Annotated in this window: 16 protein-coding genes; 11 read left to right on the top strand and 5 right to left on the bottom strand. The window is 71.4% G+C overall.

Annotated features, from left to right (window positions below):
* Positions 1-90: 90 nt before the first annotated feature.
* Entirely contained in the window at positions 91-711 is a 621-nt protein-coding gene (locus TSH58p_RS19510) for a TRAP transporter small permease subunit (protein ID WP_014199614.1), read from the bottom strand.
* Between the two features lie 131 nt (positions 712-842).
* Entirely contained in the window at positions 843-1,928 is a 1,086-nt protein-coding gene (locus TSH58p_RS19505; protein ID WP_109070851.1) for a TRAP transporter substrate-binding protein, read from the bottom strand.
* Between the two features lie 389 nt (positions 1,929-2,317).
* On the opposite strand from TSH58p_RS19505, the gene TSH58p_RS19500 reads away from it, so the two are divergent.
* The 8 genes from TSH58p_RS19500 (at position 2,318) to TSH58p_RS19470 (ending at position 11,597) form a co-directional block, all read left to right on the top strand.
* On the top strand, positions 2,318-4,984 hold the full coding sequence (locus TSH58p_RS19500) for a 2-oxoglutarate dehydrogenase E1 component (RefSeq protein ID WP_109070850.1): 2,667 nt from the start codon (positions 2,318-2,320) through the stop codon (positions 4,982-4,984).
* A gap of 279 nt (positions 4,985-5,263) precedes the next feature.
* Positions 5,264-6,964: an acyl-CoA dehydrogenase family protein gene (locus TSH58p_RS19495; protein ID WP_109070849.1), complete on the top strand. Its 1,701-nt coding sequence runs from the start codon at positions 5,264-5,266 to the stop codon at positions 6,962-6,964.
* A 112-nt stretch (positions 6,965-7,076) separates the two neighbouring features.
* The gene (locus tag TSH58p_RS19490; RefSeq protein WP_109070848.1) at positions 7,077-8,036 is read left to right on the top strand and encodes a LysR substrate-binding domain-containing protein; all 960 of its coding nucleotides are present in this window, start codon (positions 7,077-7,079) and stop codon (positions 8,034-8,036) included.
* Between the two features lie 149 nt (positions 8,037-8,185).
* Positions 8,186-8,938 (top strand): glucose 1-dehydrogenase, encoded by a 753-nt coding sequence (locus TSH58p_RS19485; RefSeq protein WP_109070847.1) that lies wholly within the window; start codon positions 8,186-8,188, stop codon positions 8,936-8,938.
* 144 nt (positions 8,939-9,082) lie between these two features.
* Entirely contained in the window at positions 9,083-10,288 is a 1,206-nt protein-coding gene (locus TSH58p_RS19480; protein WP_109070846.1) for a CoA transferase, read from the top strand.
* An 82-nt stretch (positions 10,289-10,370) separates the two neighbouring features.
* Positions 10,371-10,544, top strand: coding sequence for a hypothetical protein (locus TSH58p_RS33230; protein WP_158282624.1), 174 nt, complete (start codon positions 10,371-10,373; stop codon positions 10,542-10,544).
* A 164-nt stretch (positions 10,545-10,708) separates the two neighbouring features.
* Complete coding sequence (locus TSH58p_RS19475; protein WP_109070845.1) at positions 10,709-11,311, top strand: cytochrome c oxidase subunit 3 family protein; 603 nt, start codon at positions 10,709-10,711, stop codon at positions 11,309-11,311.
* A gap of 4 nt (positions 11,312-11,315) precedes the next feature.
* Positions 11,316-11,597 (top strand): cytochrome C oxidase subunit IV family protein, encoded by a 282-nt coding sequence (locus tag TSH58p_RS19470; RefSeq protein WP_109070844.1) that lies wholly within the window; start codon positions 11,316-11,318, stop codon positions 11,595-11,597.
* Between the two features lie 55 nt (positions 11,598-11,652).
* Here TSH58p_RS19470 and purT read toward each other — a convergent pair whose 3' ends face one another.
* Both purT and TSH58p_RS19460 read right to left on the bottom strand, forming a co-directional pair.
* Positions 11,653-12,822, bottom strand: a complete 1,170-nt coding sequence (gene purT / locus TSH58p_RS19465) for a formate-dependent phosphoribosylglycinamide formyltransferase (RefSeq protein ID WP_109070843.1) — start codon at positions 12,820-12,822, stop codon at positions 11,653-11,655.
* Between the two features lie 90 nt (positions 12,823-12,912).
* Positions 12,913-13,410, bottom strand: a complete 498-nt coding sequence (locus TSH58p_RS19460; RefSeq protein ID WP_109070842.1) for a hypothetical protein — start codon at positions 13,408-13,410, stop codon at positions 12,913-12,915.
* A 352-nt stretch (positions 13,411-13,762) separates the two neighbouring features.
* Between TSH58p_RS19460 and TSH58p_RS19455 the strand changes: the two genes are divergently transcribed.
* The 3 genes from TSH58p_RS19455 to TSH58p_RS19445 are packed head-to-tail and all read left to right on the top strand — an operon-like array spanning position 13,763 to position 16,642.
* The gene (locus TSH58p_RS19455) at positions 13,763-14,794 is read left to right on the top strand and encodes an iron ABC transporter substrate-binding protein (protein ID WP_109070840.1); all 1,032 of its coding nucleotides are present in this window, start codon (positions 13,763-13,765) and stop codon (positions 14,792-14,794) included.
* A complete protein-coding gene (locus TSH58p_RS19450) occupies positions 14,718-15,803 on the top strand; it encodes a FecCD family ABC transporter permease (protein WP_371732447.1) in 1,086 nt (361 codons plus the stop codon). The genes TSH58p_RS19455 and TSH58p_RS19450 overlap by 77 nt, the downstream gene beginning before the upstream one ends.
* Positions 15,800-16,642 carry an ABC transporter ATP-binding protein gene (locus tag TSH58p_RS19445; RefSeq protein ID WP_109070838.1) on the top strand — a complete coding sequence of 281 codons (843 nt, stop codon included), beginning with the start codon at positions 15,800-15,802 and terminating at the stop codon, positions 16,640-16,642. The genes TSH58p_RS19450 and TSH58p_RS19445 overlap by 4 nt, the downstream gene beginning before the upstream one ends.
* Here TSH58p_RS19445 and TSH58p_RS19440 read toward each other — a convergent pair.
* Complete coding sequence (locus tag TSH58p_RS19440) at positions 16,601-17,242, bottom strand: sulfite oxidase heme-binding subunit YedZ (RefSeq protein WP_109070837.1); 642 nt, start codon at positions 17,240-17,242, stop codon at positions 16,601-16,603. The genes TSH58p_RS19445 and TSH58p_RS19440 overlap by 42 nt on opposite strands.
* Position 17,243: the final 1 nt, after the last annotated feature.

Raw genomic sequence — 17,243 nt, 5'->3', positions numbered from 1 at the left:
ACGGCGACCACCGCCAGCAGCACCAGGGAGATGACGGACAGCCGGACGGCGCGCGGCGAAGGGGTGGGGGAGGTCGTGCTCATCGCGCGGTCACCGGCTGGGAAGGGTGTCGGGGTGGGTGGTGCGCTCGCGTTCGGCCGCCAGCAGGCGTTCCGCCTCGGCCTCGGCCGCCGCCTGATGGCCGCCGGCCCGGTGGTTGTCGTCCTCCAGATGGCCGGACATGATCGCGGCGCGCTTGGCCAGCTCGGACAGGCCCTGGATGAACAGCACGGTGAAACCCAGCGGAATCAGCATCTTCGCCGGCCATTGCGGCAGGCCGCCGGCGTTCATCGACTGCTCCTCGATCGCGTAGGAGGCGATGGCGAAGGGCCAGGAGGTGACCAGCATCACGAAGCTGAAGGGCAGCAGGAAGGTCAGATGGCCGAACAGGTCGATGGTGTCGCGGGCGCGCTTGCCGAGCTGCGCGTTCACGATGTCGATGCGGATGTGCTCGTCCTCCTTCAGCGTCCAGGGGGAGCAGAGCAGGAACACCGCGGCGAACAGCACCCATTGCAGTTCGAGCCACGAATTCGAGCTGATGTCGAACATCTTGCGGACGACGGCGTTGACGGCCGACACCAGGATGGCCAGCACGATCAGCCAGGATATCGCCTTGCCCAGCCGCGCGGTGACCGCGTCGACCAGCCGGCAGGCCCCGACCAGGGCCGTCATGAAAGGGGAAGCGTTGGGGCTCGGCATGGTGGGCAGGCCCTCCCGAAAAAGCCGGTCGCGCGGAACGCGACGATGCCACGGCCGGGGGACGGTGGCCCCGCCCCCCGGACATGGTTGAAGGACGTGCCGGATCAGCGCCGGGCGAGGCGGAGGACGGCGCTGTCGTAGGCGTATTCCGACGCCTGGTTCCACAGGTTCGAGTCCGTCTGGAAGCGGCGGTAGCTCTCGTAGAACTTCTTGAAGGTCGGGTTCTTGTCCGACAGCTCGTCGTAAAGCTCCAAGGCCGCCTTGTGGCTGGCCTGCAGCACGTCCTGCGGGAAGGCGCGCAGCTTGGCGCCCTTCTCCACCACGCGCTTCAGCGCCGCCGGGTTCAGCACGTCGTAGCGCGCCACGCTGTCGACGTTGGCGAGCGCCGCCGCCGAGGTCAGCGCCGCCTGGTAATGCTTGGGCAGGCTGTTCCAGCGGTTCGTGTTGATGAAGAAGTGCTGGAGCGAGGTGCCGTCCCACCAGCCAGGGTAGTAGTAGTTCGGCGCGATCTTGTAGAGGCCGAGCTTCTCGTCGTCATGGGGTCCGTTGAACTCGGCGGCGTCGATGGTGCCGCGCTCCAGCGCCGGGTAGATGTCGCCGCCGCTGACCTGCTGCGGCACGACGCCCAGCTTGGACAGGATCTGGCCGCCCAGGCCGGAGATGCGGAACTTCAGCCCCTTCAGATCCTCGACCGTCTTGATCTCCTTGCGGAACCAGCCGCCCATCTGGGAGCCGGTGTTGCCGCCGGCGAGCGCCTTCAGGTTGTGCCCGGCGTAGAACTCCTCCAGCAGCTTGCCGCCCTCGCCGTGGTAGAACCAGGCGTTCTGCTGGCGGGTGTTCAGGCCGAAGGGCAGGCAGCAGCCGAAGGCGAAGCTCGGGTCCTTGCCGACATAGTAGTAGGACGCGGTGTGGGCCATCTCCACCGTGTCGTTGCTGGCGGCGTCGAGCGCCTGGAGCGCCGGGACCAGCTCGCCGGCGGCGAAGACCTGGATCTGGAACTTGCCGTCCGTGGCCTCGGCGACGTTCTTCGCCAGCACCTCGGCGCTGCCGTAGAGCACCTCGATGTTCTTCGGGAAGCTGGACACGCAGCGCCAGCGGATCGTCGGCTCCGACTGGGCGATGGCCGGGGCGGCGAGGGTGGAGGCGCCGGCAACGACGGCGGCACCCTTGAAGAATTGACGGCGCTTCATGTGGATCTTCCTCCCGAGATTTTTGTGGCCGAGATTTTTGTTGCCCGGACGACGCGATGCCGGTCCGAGGACGCTTGGTCCCCGGTCGGTGGCCGGGGAGGGTGTGGTGACCCTGACAGTGGATCAGGCGACCGCACAGCGGAATGCGTTTTGCCGGCATATCAGCCATAAGCGCGGCAAGCCATCAGCGGTACGAACGGTTTCGCCCGAAACCCACGGCGGCCCGCCCCGAACGGTGCGGGCGCGGACGGTTTGCTATGCCCGCAATGAATATCTGCTACAGGCACGCCATGCGCTCCGCACCGCGCGATGGGTCGATAAGCTGGAGGCAACTGGTCTCCGACCGCCATCAAACCGACGGATGTTCAATCGCATGAACGGTGTGCGCCATGTCTAGGCTGTCCTCTCCGCTCAACGCCGCCGGAGCCGCCTATCTCGAAGCGTTGCAGGAACGCTTCCGCGAGGACCCCGCGTCGGTGGACGTGAGCTGGCGCGCCGTCTTCCAGATCCTGGACGAGCTGGGCGCCGTTCCCGCGGGGATGCCCGCCGGGGCGCCAGCGGGCGACCCGACGGTTCCGCTGCGCCAGGAGGAGATCCGCCAGCGCGGCCACGCCGCCGCCGCCCTCGACCCGCTGGGCCGGGCCGCGCCATCGGTCGCCGCGTCCGAGGACGCTGCAACCGCGCGCCTGCGCCGCCTCTACCAGGGCACGCTGACGCTGGAGACCGCGCACATCGACGACCCGGCCCTGCGCTCCTGGCTGCGCGACGCCTATGAGGGGGCGGAGACCGCTCCGCCCGCCGAGGCGCGCCGCCGCGCGCTGGCCCTGCTGACCGCGGCGGAGGAGTTCGAACGGCTGCTCGCCGTCCGCTACCCGACCAAGAAGCGCTTCGGGGCGGAGGGCATGGAGACGCTGATCCCGCTGCTCGACCGCATCCTCGCGGCGGCGGCGGCGGCGGGCGTCACCGAGGTGCAGGTCGGGACCATGCACCGCGGCCGGCTCAGCCTGATGGCCAACGCGCTGGGCAAGCCGCTGGTCGAGCTGTTCGCCGGGATCAAGGGGATGCACCCCTTCCTGGCCGACCCGCCGGTTCCCGCCGACGTGCCCTACCACATGGGGGTGGAGAGCACCCTGTCCTTCGGCGAGCGGTCGCTGGCCCTGACCCTGTCGCCCAACCCGTCGCATCTGGAGGCGATCAACCCGGTCACGCTGGGCCGTGCGCGGGCCCGGCAGGACCTGGAGCGGGCGCAGGGCGGTGAGGCCAAGCGCGTGCTCTGCGTGCTGCTGCACACCGACGCCAGCGTGATCGGCCAGGGCAGCGTGACGGAGGCGCTGCAACTGTCCGGCGTTCCCGGCTTCACCGTCGCCGGCACCATCCACGTCATCGTCAACAACCAGATCGGCTTCACCACCGAGCGGGAGGAGGCGCGGACCTCGCTCCACTGCACCGGCCTGTGGAAGGCGGTGGACAGCCCCATCCTGCACGTCAACGCCGACGACCCCGACGCCGCGCTGCGCGCCGCCGACCTCGCCGTGGCCTTCCGGCAGGCGCACGGGCGCGACGCGGTGATCGACCTCGTCGGCTACCGCCGCAACGGCCACAACGAGATCGACGAGCCGCGCTTCACCCAGCCGCTCGACTACAAGGCGATCGACGCCCACCCGCCGGCCCGCGCCCTCTACGCGCAGCGGTTGGCCGCCGACGGGCTGGTCGGCCCGGAGGAGGCCGAGGCGCTGGCCGCCGGGCACAAGGTCCGCTTCCAGGAGGCGCTGGCCGCGGCCTCCGACCACCGGCCGAACCACGACGGCTTCCCCGGCGGGCGCTGGGCGCCCTTCGCCCCGGCGGGCACGGTTCCCGCCGAACCGGACACCGGGGTTGCCGACGACCGGCTGCGTGGGCTGCTGGCGGCGCTGGCCGCCATTCCCGACGGGCTCGCCGTGGACCGCAAGGTGGAGCGCGTCATCCGCCGCCGCGCCGAGGAGCCGCTGGACTGGGCGACCGGCGAGGCGCTGGCCTTCGCCACGCTGCTGGCCGAGGGGACGCCGGTGCGGCTGACCGGCCAGGACGTGGTGCGCGGCGCCTTCTCGCACCGCCACTTCGCGCTGACCGACACCGTCACCGGGCGCCGCCACGTCAGCCTGAGTCACCTGGGTGTGGAGCAGGCGCGCTTCGACGTGGTCAACAGCCCGCTGTCGGAATACGCCGTGCTGGGCTTCGAATACGGCTACAGCCTGGAGCGGCCCGACGCGCTGGTGATCTGGGAGGCGCAGTTCGGCGACTTCGCCAACGGCGCGCAGATCATGATCGACCAGTTCATCGTCAGCGCCGAGGACAAGTGGCGCCAGCCCTCCGGCCTCGTCATCCTGCTGCCGCACGGGCTGGAGGGGCAGGGGCCGGAACACTCCTCCGCCCGGCCGGAGCGCTTCCTCCAGATGGCGGCGCGCGACAACATCCGCGTCGCCCACCCCTCCACCCCGGCCAACTACTTCCACCTGCTGCGCCGGCAGATGCTGCGCCGCGACCGCAAGCCGCTGGTGGTGCTGAGCCCGAAGACGCTGCTGCGCCTGCCCGCCGCCGTGTCGACTCTGGCCGACTGCGCGCCGGGCACCGCCTTCCAGCCGGTGATCGCCACCGCCGGGGCGCGGGTCGAGCGCATCCTGCTGTGCAGCGGCAAGCTGGCCTACGAGCTGGAGCGCGAACGGGCCGAGCGGGGGGCCGAGGCCGTGGCGGTGGTCCGGCTGGAAATGCTGTACCCTCTGCCCGACGCCGCGCTGTCGGCGCTGTTCCGCCGCTGGCCGGGCGCGTCCTGCGCCTGGGTGCAGGAGGAGCCGTGCAACCTGGGCGCCTGGACCTATCTGGACCGCCGTCTGGAGGCGCTGCGCGCCGCCGCCGGCTGCGCCGAACCGCGCGTCGCCTGCGTGGCCCGCGACGAGGCGGCCTCGCCCGCCGGCAGCTTCCACGGCGACCACGAGGCCGACCAGCGCCGGCTGGTCGAGCAGGCCTTCGCCGGGATCGCCGCGTCCCTCCCGCCCCGCGAGACGATCGCGGCGGACTGACGCCCCGGCCCTGGAATCCCTCTCCCCTCCGGGGAGAGGGAAGGGTGAGGGGGCAGCCTGGGCTGCAAGCCCGCGCCAGGGGATTGCCAAGGGGCAGCATGCCCCTTGGCGGTGCGCCGCAGGCGCACCGGTCCCCCTCACCCTCCCCACGCCTGCGGCGCGGGTCCCCTCCCTCTCCCCGGAGGGGCGAGGGCTATAGTGGCCGAATGCGAGTGCCCTGCTTCCTCCAAAGGAGGACAGACGGGCTGACCCGAACAACAAGAACCGAGGAAACGCGCCATGTCGTCCACCCCAACCTCCAACGGCCCGCTTCCGCTCTCCGGCCTTCCGGCCGACCTGCTGTCCACCACGGCGGCGGCGCTCGACGCGGTGGCGCGGCTGGCCGAGGCCGCCGAGCGCGGCGTCGCCGCGCTGGTGGCGCCGGACGGGCGCGTGGACGCCGCCGCGCTCGACCGCCATCAGGTGGCGGCGCACGGCTTCGCCTGGGTGGCGACCTACGCCGAGGCGCTGCGCCAGATGCAGGGCTGGGCGGAGCGGCTGGACCGCGCCGGCCGGCTGGGCGAGCTGGAGGCCTGCATGCTCCAGGCCGCCTTCGGCGAGTATCTGGCGCAGCTCGACGGCGGTCTGGCGATGAGCCAGGGCGAGATCGTCCGCCCCGCCGATTTCGGGCTGGACGACGCGGAGCGGGCCGCCTTCCGCACCGACGCGGTGCGCCGGCTGATCGCCGCCGGCAACGCCTCCGCCCTGCGGCTGCGCATCGCCGAACGGCTGGCCGACGCGCTGCACGGCGGCGGCTTCGGCGAGGCGGCGCTGGAGGACGAGGCGCTCGACATGGTGCGCGAGCAGTTCCGCCGCTTCGTCGCCGACGTGGTGGAGCCGCACGCCCACGAGTGGCACCTGAAGGACGAGCTGATCCCGATGCCGGTCGTCGAGCAGATGGCCGAGATGGGCGTCTTCGGCCTGACCGTGCCGGAGGAGGATGGCGGGCTCGGCATGGGCAAGCTCGCCATGTGCGTGGTGACGGAGGAGCTGTCGCGCGGCTACATCGGCGTCGGCTCGCTCGGCACCCGCGCGGAGATCGCCGCCGAGCTGATCCGGCTGGGCGGCACCGCCGAGCAGCGGGCACGCTGGCTGCCGCGCCTCGCGTCCGGCGAGATCCTGCCGACCGCCGTCTTCACCGAGCCCAACACCGGGTCCGACCTGGGCAGCCTGCGCACCCGTGCGGTGCTGGACGGCGACACCTACCGCGTCACCGGGGCGAAGACCTGGATCACCCACGCCAGCCGCTCCGACCTGATGACGCTGCTGGTGCGCACCGACCCGGACGCCCCCGGCTACCGCGGCCTGTCGATGCTGCTGGCCGAGAAGCCGCGCGGCACCGAGGCGGACCCCTTCCCGGCCGAGGGCATGAGCGGCGGCGAGATTCCGGTTCTCGGCTATCGCGGCATGAAGGAGTACGAGATCGGCTTCGACGGCTTCGCGGTGCCGCGCGAGAACCTGCTGGGCGAGGTCGAGGGCCAGGGCTTCAAGCAGCTCATGGCGACCTTCGAATCCGCCCGTGTGCAGACCGCCGCCCGCGCCGTCGGCGTGGCGCAGAACGCCATGGAGCTTGGCCTGCGCTACGCCCAGGAGCGCGTCCAGTTCGGCCGTCCGCTGGCCGCCTTCCCGCGCGTCGCCGGCAAGCTCGCCTGGATGGCGGTGGAGACGATGATCGCCCGCCAGCTCACCTACTTCGCCGCGCGCGAGAAGGACAGCGACCGCCGCTGCGACATCGAGGCCGGCATGGCCAAGCTGCTGGCGGCGCGCGTCGCCTGGTCGAACGCCGACAACGCGGTGCAGATCCACGGCGGCAACGGCTACGCGGTGGAATATCCGATCAGCCGTGTGCTGTGCGACGCCCGTATTCTGAATATTTTCGAAGGGGCGGCGGAAATCCAGGCCCAGGTTGTGGCGCGCGGCCTGCTCACCCGGCGCAATTGACCGCGAGACACGGCGGAGGACCGGGCAGGACTGACCTGCCAGGACTCCGCTTGTGTCATACCGGCGTATTCGCTATCCGACCCGGAGGCCGAACGACGAGACCTCTCCCGCGATGGAACTTCTGGAACTGCGCTACTTTGTTCAGGTGGCCGACCTTGGCAGCTTTTCCAAGGCGTCGGTCAAGCTTGGCATCACCCAGCCGGCGCTCAGCCGGCAGGTGCAGAAGCTGGAGCACGAGCTGCGCACCAGCCTGTTCTACCGCCATGGGCGCGGCGTCTCGCTGACCCAGCAGGGGCGCAAGCTCTACGACGTGGTGCGCCATCTGCTGGGCGCCCTGTCGGAGATCAAGGAGGAGATCCAGGACCAGTCGGAACGGCTGACCGGGTCCGTCACGCTGGGCCTTCCGCCGTCGATCTGCGCCACGCTGGGGGCGCCGCTGGCCCGCCGCTTCCACGAGAACTACCCCGACGCCACGCTGCGCATCCACGAGGTGTTCAGCGGCACGCTGCTGGAATGGGTCGAGGGCGGGCGCCTGGACCTCGCCGTGCTCTACGACGCCCGGCGCGGGCGCAGCATGCTGTCCTCGCCGCTGCTCGTGGAGAATCTGCTGCTGGTCCAGTCCGCAAAGGACGCGGTGGCCGGCGAGGACGGGCCGGTCGAGGTGGAGACGCTAGGCGGTCTGCGCTTCGTGCTGCCGGGGCTGGAGAACGGCCTGCGCCGGGTGGTGGACGCGGCGGTGCGGCGGGCCGACATCGACCTGCAGGTCGACATGGAGATCGATTCCGTCACGGCCATCAAGCAGCTGGTGGAGGAGGGCATGGGCTCGACCATCCTGCCCTTCGGCGCCGTCCACCGCGAGGTGCGGCAGGGCCGGCTGATCGCCCGCGAAATCAGCTCGAAGGACATGCACGCCATGCTCGTCACCGCGACGCCGCTGCACCAGCCGGTGTCGAAGGCGACGCGCGCCCTGCTGCGGCTGATCCACGCCGAGGTGGCGAAATGCGTCGCCAACGGCGTGCTGAAGGGCAAGGTCGTCGCCCCCGGCAGCGCGGGGGAGAACAGCGCCCCCTGACTCGATGGTCATGACGCGATGGTCATGACCCGCTGTGCGTGACACGGCTGCGCGGGCTGATAGCAGCTATGACGGATGGTCCATAGCACGGCCGGTGCGGCGCGGATAGCCTCCCCATCACCACATAATCCCTTGGGGAGGAAACAAGAATGACGAAGCGTCTGGACGGCAAGGTCGCCCTGATCACCGGTGCGGCGCAGGGGCTGGGCCTCGCGATGGCCGAGACCTTCGTGCGCGAGGGCGCCCGCGTCGCGGTCGTGGACATCAACGGCGACGCCGCCAAGGCGGTCGCGGAACGGCTGGGCGAGTCCGCCATCGGCATCGCCGCCAACGTGACCCGCATGGCCGATGTCGAGATGACCATCGCCGCCTCCGTCGAAAAGTTCGGGCGGCTGGACATCCTGGTGAACAACGCCGGCTCCACCCACGCCAACGGCCCGTTCGAGAACGTGACGGAGGAGGAGTTCGACCGCGTCTTCGCGCTGAACGTCAAGTCGATCTACCTCTATTCCAAGGCGGTGGTCGCGACCATGCGGGCGCAAAAGTCCGGCGTGATCCTGAATCTCGGCTCCACCGCCGGCCTGCGGCCGCGTCCGGGTCTGGTCTGGTACAACGCGACCAAGGGTGCCGTGCACAACATCACCAAGTCGCTGGCGCTGGAGCTGGCGCCGGACAACATCCGCGTCTGCGCCCTGGCCCCGGTCGCCACCGAGACGCCGCTGCTCGCCACCTTCATGGGCGGCGACACCCCGGAGAAGCGCGCGCGCATGATGGGCATCGTGCCGCTGGGCCGCCTGGGCCAGCCGACCGACGTCGCCAACGCCGCCCTCTACCTCGCCTCGGACGAGGCGGCCTTCCTGACCGGCGTGGTGCTGGAGATCGACGGCGGGCGCTGCGTGTAAGGATCGCATCGGCCTTTGCCCCCACCCTAACCCTCCCCCGCTGAAGCAGGGGAGGGAGAATGGTCCCCTCCCCTGCGTCAGCGGGGGAGGGTTAGGGTGGGGGCACCCGTCCACAACGTTGTTTCCATCTGGATCGAGACTCCCATGTCCTCGCTTCTCTCCGATCTGCGCGTCGTCGAGGTGTCGGCCTTCATCGCAGCGCCATTGGGCGGCATGACGCTGGCCCAGCTGGGCGCGGAGGTGATCCGCATCGACCCGATCGGCGGCAACATCGACTACCGGCGCTGGCCGGTGGCGCCGAACGGCACCAGCCTCTACTGGACCGCGCTGAACAAGGCGAAGCGGTCGGTGACGCTGGCGCTCGACCGGCCGGAGGGGCGGGAGATCGCCCAGGCGATCATCACCGCCTCGGGCGAGAACGCGGGTTTCCTGCTGACCAACCTGCCGGCCAGCGGCTGGATGGGCTACGAGGCGCTGTCGGCCAAGCGCGACGACCTGATCATGCTGCGGCTGACCGGCAACCCGGACGGGTCGGCGGCGGTCGACTACACCGTCAACTGCGCCAGCGGCTTCCCGATGGCGACCGGGCGGGGCGGTGAGCCGGTGAACCATGTGCTGCCGGCCTGGGACGTCGCCGCCGGCCTCTATCTGGCGACCGGCCTGCTGGCGGCGGAGCGGCACCGCCGCCGCACCGGGCGGGGCCAGGAGGTGACGGTGGCGCTGGCCGACGTGATGCTGGCGACCGTCGGCAACCTCGGCTACCTCGCCGATGTCCGGGTGAACGGCGCCGTGCGACCGCCGATGGGCAACGACCTCTACGGCGCCTACGGCCGCGATTTCGCCACCGCCGACGGGCGGCGGGCGATGGTCGTCGCCATCTCCAACCGCCAGTGGAAGGCGCTGGGCAAGGCGACCGGGCTGACCGAGCGGCTGGCGATGATCGGCCCGCTGATGGACGTCGACATGAACGACGAGGGCGGGCGGTTCGTGGCGCGCGACGCCATCTCCGCCGTGCTCGCCCCCTGGTTCGCGGCGCGCACCCTGTCCGAGGTGGAGAGCGCCTTCGCCGGGGCGGGCGTGCTGTGGGGTCCGTACCGGGACTTCGGCCAGCTGGTGGCGGAGGACGCGCGCTGCTCCACCGCCAACCCGCTGTTCCGCGAGGTCGAGCAGCCCGAGGTCGGGCCGCTGCTGGTTCCCGGTTCGCCCCTTGGCTTCCCCGGCCTGGGCGAGCGCACCGACCACCGCCCGGCGCCCATCCTGGGGCAGGACACCGACGCGGTGCTGGCCGACCTGCTCGGCCTGCCGTCCGTCGAGATCGGCCGCCTGCATGACGCCGGCATCGTCGCCTGACCACCGATGCAGCGCGAGGGGTGAGACAACCGGCGCGCGGGCGTGTTGGTGAGGCTTACGGCGGGCCGCATCGGCCCGCCCCATGCCGGAGGATGACGCGATGGGCGACAACCGCAACCCCGACTCCCAACCGCAAGCCGAGAACGACCGCGCGACCGGCAAGCCCGACGACCAGCCGGTAGCGACCAAGGAGGAGATGACGAAGGCCCAGGAGGACGCCGCGCGGGAGCGCGCGGACAAGGGCGGCTATCAGTGATCGGCGGCTATCAGTGATCGGCGTCTGATGGCCTGCGTTTGACGGCCGGCGCCGTCCGCTCCCGCTGATGGGCAACGGTCCGCGAGTTTGCCCCCGGGCAAAGACGGCGCCGCTCTCCCGCGTCATGGTCCCTTCCGGTCATCACTTCCGGAAGGACAGCGGACATGACGGAAACGGCCGCGCCGACGACGGTGGTCGCCGCGGATGGCGCTGCGGACGGGGAGGCCGCCGACTGGGGGCCTCTCTCCAGCCTGCCCGGCAACCCCATGATGTGGATTCTCATCCTGGGGGAGCTGGCGGCCTTCGGGGCGATGTTCATCGGCTTCGCGGTGACGCGCGCCCTCGACCCGGCGACCTTCGACGCCTCGCAGGCGCAGCTGGACCGTCTGCTCGGCGGCGTGAACACCATGGTCCTGGTCACGAGCGGCTGGCTGGTCGCGGTCGCCGTGCGGCGCCGGGCCTCGGGCCGCTCCCATCGCGCGGCGATGCTTGGCGCGATGGCCCTCGGCGGGGTGTTCCTCGCCATCAAGGCGGTCGAGTACGGCGACAAGATCGGCCGGGGCCTCACGCTGGAGACCAACAGCTTCTTCCAGCTCTATTATTTGCTGACCGGCTTCCACGCGATGCACGTCGCCGCGGGGATCATCATCCTGGGCATCGTCACGTGGTGGGACAGCCTGGAGAATCTGGAGACCGGGGCCGCCTTCTGGCACATGGTGGACCTGATCTGGGTGCTGCTCTACCCCATCGTCTATCTGCTGAGGTGAGACGATGGCGATCCTGACACGCACCTGGATGCTTCTGATGGTCCTTACCGCCGTCTCAATGTGGGCCGGGCATGGCGAGGGTGCCGGCGGTCTCGGCCCGCTCGGGGTTGGACTCGTCCTCGCCGCGGCCACCGTCAAGGCCGACCGGATTCTCACCCATTACCTGGACCTTCGCCGCGCCGACGGCGGCTGGCGGGCGGGGTTCCGGATCCTGCTCACCCTGCTGGGGGCGGCGATTTTCGGGATTTACGCTCTTTATCCGATGATCGGCGCGGCTCTGCGTTGAGAGGCGGTTCGCGCCAGTCGCCGGGCCGCGCCGTCGGAGATCGATGGTCCGAACCTTACTCGTAGCGGATGCTGACCGCCGAGGCCGCCTTCAGCGCCCGTTCGCGCGCGTCGTCGGTGTCGGTGCCGGCGGCGAGCGCCACGCCCATGCGGCGGTTCTTGCGGGTCGTCGGCTTGCCGAACAGGCGGACGTCCACGTCATGCTCCGCGCTGCCCACGCGCATGGCGTCGGCCAGACCCTCGATGGCGAAGCGCTCCGCCTCGCGGTCGGCCAGGATGACGGCGGAGGCGGACGGGCCGCGAACGTGGATCGCCGGGATCGGCAGGCCCAGGATGGCGCGGGCGTGCAGGTCGAACTCCGACAGGTTCTGCGACAGCAGGGTCACCATGCCGGTGTCGTGCGGGCGCGGCGACAGCTCGGAGAAGACCACCTCGTCCCTGGTGACGAAGAATTCGACGCCGAAGATGCCGTAGCCGCCGAGATTGTCCACGACCTTCGCCGCCATGTCCTTGGCGTCGTCGAGCAGCGCCGCGGGCATCGGCACCGGCTGCCAGGATTCCTGATAGTCGCCGCGCTCCTGCCGGTGGCCGATCGGCTCGCAGAACAGGATGCCCTCGCGGGTGCGGACGGTCAGCAGGGTGATCTCGTACTCGAAGGGCACGAACTCCTCGACGATGACCTTCCGGCGGTCGCCGCGCATGTTGGCGACGGCGTAGGTCCAGGCGGCCTCAAGCTCCGCCGCGGTCCGGACGGTGCTCTGCCCCTTGCCGGAGGAGGACATGACCGGCTTGACGACGCAGGGCAGGCCGGTGTGCTCCGCCCCGGCGATCACCTCCTCCAGGCTCTCGGCGTAGCGGTACTTGGAGGTGCGCAGCCCCAGCTCCACCGCGGCGACCTCGCGGATGCGGTCGCGGTTCATCGTCATGGTGGCGGCGCGGGCGGAGGGGACGACGGTCAGGCCGGCGTCCTCGAACTCGTGCAGCACCTCGGTGCGGATGGCCTCGACCTCCGGCACGATGAAGTCGGGCGTGTGCTTGGCGATGGCCGCGCGCAGGGCGTCCGCGTCGAGCATGGAGAAGACCTCCGCCGCGTCGGCGACCTGCATCGCCGGGGCGTTGGCGTAGCTGTCGCAGGCGATGACCTCGCAGCCGAGGCGCTTGGCGGCGATGACGAACTCCTTCCCGAGTTCGCCCGAGCCGAGAAGAAGGATTTTGGCCGTGAACATGTGCGGACTCCCGTGACGCAAACCCGTGACGCAACTGCCCGCGGAGCTTTACCGCAACGCGGCCCATGCGTACATGGCCGACTGCATGCGTTATTGCAGACTTCCCCAGCGCCGGGTGGAGGGCTCGGCCAGCGCCCACCGCCACTGGCCGTCCTTGGCCCGGCAGACGGTTGTGACGTTGAGGTCCGGCGCGTCGTCGAGCGTGAAGACCACGTCCTTGCAGGGGATCGCCTCGCCGAAGCCGCGCGCCACCTGCACGGTGCCGGTCTTCCCGCTCAGCGGCAGCTTCTCCTCCACCGTCCAGGTCGCCGACTGGCCGACGGCGAGCGGGCCGGCGGCGCGGGCGACGGCGTTGTGGACGTTGTCGGTGATCCGCCGCTCCGCGTATTTCACGCCCTGGTCGATGCCGTAGCTGGCTCCGGCGCCGGCGATGATGCCCAGCACCGGGTTGCCGGTGGCCGAACCGACCGTCGCCGCCACGCCCGCCGTGGTCACCCCCGTGACCGCCGAGCCGAACCCGGCGCAGCCGGACAGCGCGAGCAGGGCGGCGGTGGCGAGGGCGGCGCGGTGGAGCGGGGATGCGGTCATGGAGCGGCACGGGGGTGGTGAGCGGACCGCCGCACCCTATCCGTTCGGATGGGGAGGCCGCCCGTGGCCAAAGCGTGACCTTCGCGGGGCTGTTCGGCGCGCTTGCCCTATGGACGGTGGCGGGCGCAGACCCCATGCTTTGGATGACGAGGCTATTCCATGTGGCCAAAGTAACCCTCTCCCCTCTGGGGAGAGGGTGGCCCGGAGGGCCGGTGAGGGGGATGCGCGTGTCGCTGCGTTCGGCAAAAGCGCAACCCCCTCACCCTAACCCTCTCCCCGGAGGGGAGAGGGGACTATAAGTGCAGATACATGGGGTGGCGGTGTGAACAGTGGCGTGGGCAGGCGTGGATGGATGGCGGGCGTGGGGGCCGGGCTGCTGCTCGCCCTGCTGGCCGGGCCGGCGGCGGCGGAGCGGACCGTCACGGACTCCTCCGGGCGCCGCGTCGCCGTGCCGGACCGGGTGGAGCGTGTGTTCCCCGCCGGGCCGCCGGCCTCCGTCGTCGTCTACATGCTGGCGCCCGACAAGCTGCTGGGCTGGACGCGGGCGATCAGCCCGCCGGAGCGGCCCTTCCTGCCCGACCGCTACGCCGACCTGCCGGAGCTGGGGCGGCTGACCGGGCGCGGCAACACCGTCAATCTGGAAACCGTGGTGGCGGCGAAGCCGGACGTCGTCGTCGATGTCGGCAGCACCGCCCCGACCTTCGTCTCGCTGGCCGACCGGGTGCAGGAGCAGACGCGGGTGCCGACCCTGCTGATCGACGGGCATCTCGCCGAATCCGCGCGCACCTTCCGCACGCTCGGCGCGCTGATGGGCGTGGCGGAGCGGGGGGAGGAACTGGCCCGCTACGCCGAGCGGACGCTGAACGACGTGCGCCGCCGCTTCGACGACGTGCCGGAGGGCAGGCGTCTGAAGGTCTACATGGCGCGCGGGCCGCGCGGCCTGCAGACCGGCATCCGCGGCTCCATCAACGTCGAGGCGCTGGACGTCGCCGGGGTGCGCAACGTCGCGGCGGAGAAATTGGGCAGCGGCGGGCTGGTCAACGTGTCGATGGAGCAGGTGCTGGCCTGGCAGCCGGACGCCATCGTCACCATCGACCGCGGCTTCTACGAGAGCGTGTGGACCGACCCGCTGTGGCAGGGGGTGAAGGCGGTGCGCGACCGGCGCGTCTACCTCTCGCCGGGCTTGCCCTTCACCTGGATCGATTCCCCGCCCGCCGCCAACCGCCTGCTCGGCCTGCGCTGGCTGGGCGCCGTCCTCTATCCGGAGCTGTTTCCGGAGGATCTGCGCGAGGAGACGCGACGTTTCTATGCCCTCTTCTACCACCGGGAGCCCACCGCGGAGCAGATCGACGCCCTCCTCGCCGGCAGCCGCCCGCCGGGGTGAGGTGCCCTTCGCGCTGACTCTGGGCGGGGTGGCGGCGCTGCTGGTCGCCGCGGTCTGCGTCGCCTTCAGCACCGGCGCCTATCCCGTCGCGCCGGGGGAGCTGGCCGGGCTGCTCGCGGCCAAGCTGGGGCTCGGGAGCGCCGCCGTCGCTCCGGCGGTGGAGACGGTGATCTGGGACATCCGCGGCCCGCGCGTGCTGACCGCCATGCTGGTGGGGGCCGGGCTGGCCGCCTCGGGAGCGGCGTACCAGGGGCTGTTCCGCAACCCGCTGGTCTCGCCGGACATCCTCGGCGTGTCGTCGGGGGCGGCGCTGGGGGCGGTGCTGGGCATCTTCGCCTCGCTGCCGGTCCTCGCCATCCAGGGCATGGCCTTCGCGGGCGGGCTGCTGGCGGTGGGGGTGGTGCTGGCCGTCGCCTCGGCCATCCGCGGGCGGGACCCGGTGCTGGTCCTGGTGCTGGGCGGCGTGGTGATCGGGGCGCTGCTGGGCTCCGGCGTGGCTCTGCTGAAGTATCTGGCCGATCCCTACAACCAGTTGCCGGCGATCACCTTCTGGCTGCTCGGCAGCCTGTCGGCGGTCAACCGCGGCGACCTCGCGGCGCTGGTGCCGCCGGTGGCGGTGGCGCTGCTGCCGCTGGTCCTGCTGCGCTGGCGGCTGGACGTGATGACCCTGGGCGACGAGGAGGCGACGGCGCTCGGCGTGCCGGTGCGGGTGGTGCGGATCGTGGTGATCGCCGCGGCGACGCTGATGACCGCCGCCGCCGTGTCGGTCAGCGGCATCGTCGGCTGGGTCGGGCTGCTGGTGCCGCACCTCGCCCGGCTGATGGTCGGCCCGGCCTTCGTCCGGCTGCTGCCCACGGCGGTGCTGCTGGGGGCGGCCTATCTGCTGGCGGTGGACACGCTGGCGCGCAGCCTGGGCCCGGTGGAATTGCCGCTGGGCGTCCTGACGGCGGTGATCGGCACGCCGGTCTTCCTCTGGCTGCTCGCCTTCGGAAAGCGCGGCTGGTCATGAGCGCGCGGCTGTCGGTGGAGGATCTCGCCTTCGGCTACGGCGAGCGGGTGGTCGGCGCCGGGGTCGCCTTCACCGTGGCGGCGGGGGAGGTGCTGTGCCTGCTCGGCCCCAACGGCGGCGGCAAGACGACGCTGTTCAAGACGCTGCTCGGCCTGCTGCCGCCGCGCGGCGGGCGGGTGCGGGTCGATGGCGAGGACACCGCCGGCTGGTCGCCGCGCCGCCGGGCGCTGGCCTTCGGCTACGTCCCGCAGGCGGGGGCCGGGCAGTTTCCCTTCACGGTGCGCGAGATGGTGCTGATGGGCCGCACCGCACACCGCGGCGCCTTCAGCGCCCCCGCCGCGTCCGACCACGCCGCCGCGGAGGCCGCGCTGGAACGGCTGGGCATCGGGCATCTGGCCGAGCGCGACTGGCTGCGCATCAGCGGCGGCGAGCGGCAGATGGCCCTGATCGCCCGCGCGCTGGCCCAGGCGCCGCGCGTCCTGGTGCTCGACGAGCCGACCGCCAGCCTGGACTTCGGCAATCAGGTGCGCGTGCTGGAGCAGGTGCGGCGGCTGGCGGACGGCGAGGGGGGTGAGGGGCTGACGGTCGTCTTCTCCACCCACCACCCGGAGCAGGCCTTCGCCATCGCCGACCGGGTGGCGCTGCTGCACGGCGGGCGGCTGGCCCGCTTCGGCACGCCGGAGGCGGTCATCACCGCCGCGATGATGCGCGAGGTCTACGGGACGGAGGTCGAGGTGGTGGCCGTGGGGGCGGACGGGATGCGGGTGTGTCTGCCGGTCGGGCTTAAGAGGCCGGGCTCAGGTCCGGTAGGACGGGGAGAGCCGACCCGCCGCCGGTGACTTCGCGTAACGCAGCGCGACCAGCCCCAGGAGGATCGCGGCGTAGACGAAGGGCGGGTACTGCCAGCCCTTGACCAGCATGACGTAGTGGACGCAGCCCGCCGCCCCGGCGATGAACACCGCCTTGTGCAGCGCCTTCCAGCGCCGCCCGCCGAGCCGCCGCACCATCCCGTTGGTCGAGGTCGCGGCCAGCGCCGTCAGGATCACGAAGGCGCCCATGCCGACGGTGATGTAGGGCCGCTTCACGATGTCCTTCCACACCGCCGCCCAGTCGAAGAACTGGTCCACCCCCACATAGACGGAGACGTGCAGCAGCGCGTAGAAGAAGGCGAACAGCCCGATCATCCGGCGGAAGCGCGCCAGCCCCGCCTGACCCGTCAGGATGCGCAGCGGCGTGACGGCCAGCGCGACGAGCAGCAGGCGCAGCGCCCACAGCCCGCTTTGCCGCACCGCCTCGGCCACCGGCTCGGCCCCCAGCCCGCCGCTCAGCCCCAGCCAGACCATCCAGCCGAGCGGCACGAGCCCCAGGGCGAACACCGCCGGCTTCGCCCAGCGCGAGGACAGCGCCAGGGCGACCGGTCCTTTCGACACCGCGGCCATC

Origin of the sequence: Azospirillum sp. TSH58, assembly GCF_003119115.1 — a bacterium.
Lineage (GTDB): Bacteria > Pseudomonadota > Alphaproteobacteria > Azospirillales > Azospirillaceae > Azospirillum.
This window is presented reverse-complemented; position numbering and strand designations above follow the sequence as displayed.

Coding starts and splice junctions, on each gene's coding strand:
- TSH58p_RS19505 (WP_109070851.1), bottom strand. CDS start 1,928: ATGAAGCGCCGTCAATTCTTCAAGGGTGCCGCCGTCGTTGCCGGCGCC.
- purT (WP_109070843.1), bottom strand. CDS start 12,822: ATGTTCACGGCCAAAATCCTTCTTCTCGGCTCGGGCGAACTCGGGAAG.
- TSH58p_RS19475 (WP_109070845.1), top strand. CDS start 10,709: ATGACGGAAACGGCCGCGCCGACGACGGTGGTCGCCGCGGATGGCGCT.
- TSH58p_RS19480 (WP_109070846.1), top strand. CDS start 9,083: ATGTCCTCGCTTCTCTCCGATCTGCGCGTCGTCGAGGTGTCGGCCTTC.
- TSH58p_RS19470 (WP_109070844.1), top strand. CDS start 11,316: ATGGCGATCCTGACACGCACCTGGATGCTTCTGATGGTCCTTACCGCC.
- TSH58p_RS19495 (WP_109070849.1), top strand. CDS start 5,264: ATGTCGTCCACCCCAACCTCCAACGGCCCGCTTCCGCTCTCCGGCCTT.
- TSH58p_RS19440 (WP_109070837.1), bottom strand. CDS start 17,242: ATGGCCGCGGTGTCGAAAGGACCGGTCGCCCTGGCGCTGTCCTCGCGC.
- TSH58p_RS19450 (WP_371732447.1), top strand. CDS start 14,718: ATGCCCTCTTCTACCACCGGGAGCCCACCGCGGAGCAGATCGACGCCC.
- TSH58p_RS19485 (WP_109070847.1), top strand. CDS start 8,186: ATGACGAAGCGTCTGGACGGCAAGGTCGCCCTGATCACCGGTGCGGCG.
- TSH58p_RS19460 (WP_109070842.1), bottom strand. CDS start 13,410: ATGACCGCATCCCCGCTCCACCGCGCCGCCCTCGCCACCGCCGCCCTG.
- TSH58p_RS19445 (WP_109070838.1), top strand. CDS start 15,800: ATGAGCGCGCGGCTGTCGGTGGAGGATCTCGCCTTCGGCTACGGCGAG.
- TSH58p_RS19500 (WP_109070850.1), top strand. CDS start 2,318: ATGTCTAGGCTGTCCTCTCCGCTCAACGCCGCCGGAGCCGCCTATCTC.
- TSH58p_RS19510 (WP_014199614.1), bottom strand. CDS start 711: ATGACGGCCCTGGTCGGGGCCTGCCGGCTGGTCGACGCGGTCACCGCG.
- TSH58p_RS19490 (WP_109070848.1), top strand. CDS start 7,077: ATGGAACTTCTGGAACTGCGCTACTTTGTTCAGGTGGCCGACCTTGGC.
- TSH58p_RS19455 (WP_109070840.1), top strand. CDS start 13,763: ATGGCGGGCGTGGGGGCCGGGCTGCTGCTCGCCCTGCTGGCCGGGCCG.
- TSH58p_RS33230 (WP_158282624.1), top strand. CDS start 10,371: ATGCCGGAGGATGACGCGATGGGCGACAACCGCAACCCCGACTCCCAA.